Here is a 2166-nt window from a genome sequence, read left to right on the forward strand (position 1 = left end):
CGGCGGAATCGGCGACCCCGCCGTGCGTCACAAGGGCACGATCGGCGGCTCGCTCGCCAACAACGATCCGACCGCGGACTATCCGGCCGCGGTGCTCGCGCTGGGCGCGACCATCGTCACCAACAAGCGCCGCCTCAAGGCCGAGGAGTATTTCCAGGGCCTGTTCACGACCGCGCTGGAAGCCGACGAGATCATCACCAAGGTGATGTTCCCGCTGCCCAAGAAGGCGGCCTACATCAAATTCCGCAACCAGGCCTCGCGCTATGCGCTGGTCGGCGTGTTTGTGGCACGGCGTCCCTCTGATGTGCGGGTTGCCGTGACCGGCGCCGGCTCCGAAGGCGTATTCCGTGTCAGCGCGTTCGAGGAGGCGCTCAAGAAGCGCTTCGCCGCGAAGGCACTTGACGGCATCGAGGTGCCGGCCGAAGGCCTCAACAGCGACATCCACGGCAGCGCCGAGTACCGCGCGCATCTCATCGGCGTGCTGACGCGCCGCGCCGTCGATGCCGCCAACGCCAAGGAGTGAGGTGATCTCACGCCTCGGCCCAAACTTGTCCCCGGTGAGGGCGTAGCGAGACTGGCTTTTTCATGACTTCAGCGGCCAATTCTTCCGGTGCTTTGCCGGCATCGGTCGATGCGATGCTCGAACTCCTGACATCGCGCGGTTATCTCGCGGAGCGGTCGCTGGCGACGGTGACGTATCTCTCGCTGCGCATGGGTCGGCCGCTGTTCCTGGAAGGCGAGGCCGGAGTCGGCAAGACCGAAATTGCAAAAGTGCTCTCGGCGGCGCTGGGGCGGAAGCTGATCCGCCTGCAGTGCTACGAAGGCCTCGACGTCTCCTCCGCGGTCTACGAGTGGAATAGCGCCGCGCAGATGATCGCGATCCGGATGGCGGAAGCCGCCGGCGACACCGATCGCGACCAGCTCTCGAGCGACATCTTCGCCGACCGCTACATGATCAAGCGGCCATTGCTGCAGGCGCTGGAGCCTGATGTGGCCGGACCACCGGTGCTCTTGATCGACGAGCTCGATCGCGCCGACGAGGCGTTCGAGGCGTACTTGCTCGAAATCCTCAGCGACTTCCAGGTGACGATCCCCGAATTCGGCACGGTGAAGGCGCCGAGCCCGCCGATCGTCATCATCACCTCCAACCGCACCCGTGAGATCCACGACGCGCTGAAGCGGCGCTGTCTCTATCACTGGGTGGATTATCCCGCCGCCGAGCGCGAGCTCGCGATCGTCAAGTCGCGCGTGCCCGGCATCTCCGCGAAGCTGTCGCAGCAGGTCGTGCGCTTTGTCCAGGCGCTGCGCAACCAGGATTTCTACAAGTCGCCGGGCGTCGCCGAGACCATCGATTGGGCCACCGCGCTGTCTGAGCTCGACGCCCGCTCGCTGACCCCGCAAGTGGTCGGCGACACGCTGGGCGCGCTGCTCAAGTACCAGGACGACATCACCCGGATGCAGGGCGACACCCTGCAGAAGGTGCTGAAGGAAGCGACGAGCGAGAATTGACGCGCGTGCGTCATAATGAACTCGTCATTCCGGGGCGCGCGTAGCGCGAGCCCGGAATCCATACTCCCGATCGTGGTTATGGATTCCGGGCTCGCGCCAAGGGGCGCGCCCCGGAATGACGGCTGAGAGTGTTGAACCATGGCCATCAACCACCTTGCCCCCGAGCAGACCGAGCAGTTCGCCGACAACATCGTCGGCTTCGCCCGCGCGCTGCGTTCGGCGGGCATGCCGGTGGGCCCGGGCGCCGTCATTGATGCCATGAGCGCGCTGCAAGTGATCGACATCGGCAACCGTGCCGACGTCTTCACGACGTTGGAGGCGATCTTCGTCAAGCGCCACGAGCACGCGCTGATCTTCAAGCAAGCCTTCAACCTGTTCTTCCGCGCCTCCGAGGAATGGAAGCACATGCTCGATTCGGTGCCGCTGCCGGACGAGGCCAAGAAAAAGCCGCAGGCCGGCTCGCGCCGCGTGCAGGAGGCGATGTCGCGGCCGCGCATGACCGAGACGCCGCAGCATCAGGAGCAGGATCTGCGCCTGTCGGTCTCCGACAAGGAAATCCTCCAGAAGAAGGATTTCGCGCAGATGAGTGCGGCCGAGATCACCGAGGCGCTGCGTGCCGTCGAGCGGATGCGGCTGCCGCAGGCCGAGCTCCTGACG

At 65.4% G+C, this 2166-nt stretch carries 2 protein-coding genes and 1 pseudogene; all 3 read left to right on the top strand.

Annotated elements, in window-relative coordinates; genetic code table 11:
- Window positions 1-523: xanthine dehydrogenase family protein subunit M (locus MOV75_RS35560; RefSeq protein ID WP_247007675.1), on the top strand; the 523-nt coding region annotated here is incomplete at its 5' end.
- A gap of 62 nt (window positions 524-585) precedes the next feature.
- A complete protein-coding gene (locus MOV75_RS35565; RefSeq protein WP_246931072.1) occupies window positions 586-1509 on the top strand; it encodes a MoxR family ATPase in 924 nt (307 codons plus the stop codon).
- A 138-nt stretch (window positions 1510-1647) separates the two neighbouring features.
- A pseudogene (locus MOV75_RS35570) lies at window positions 1648-2166 on the top strand (VWA domain-containing protein); the annotation flags it as partial.

It is taken from the genome of Bradyrhizobium sp. PRIMUS42, from assembly GCF_023006515.1.
Lineage (GTDB): Bacteria > Pseudomonadota > Alphaproteobacteria > Rhizobiales > Xanthobacteraceae > Bradyrhizobium.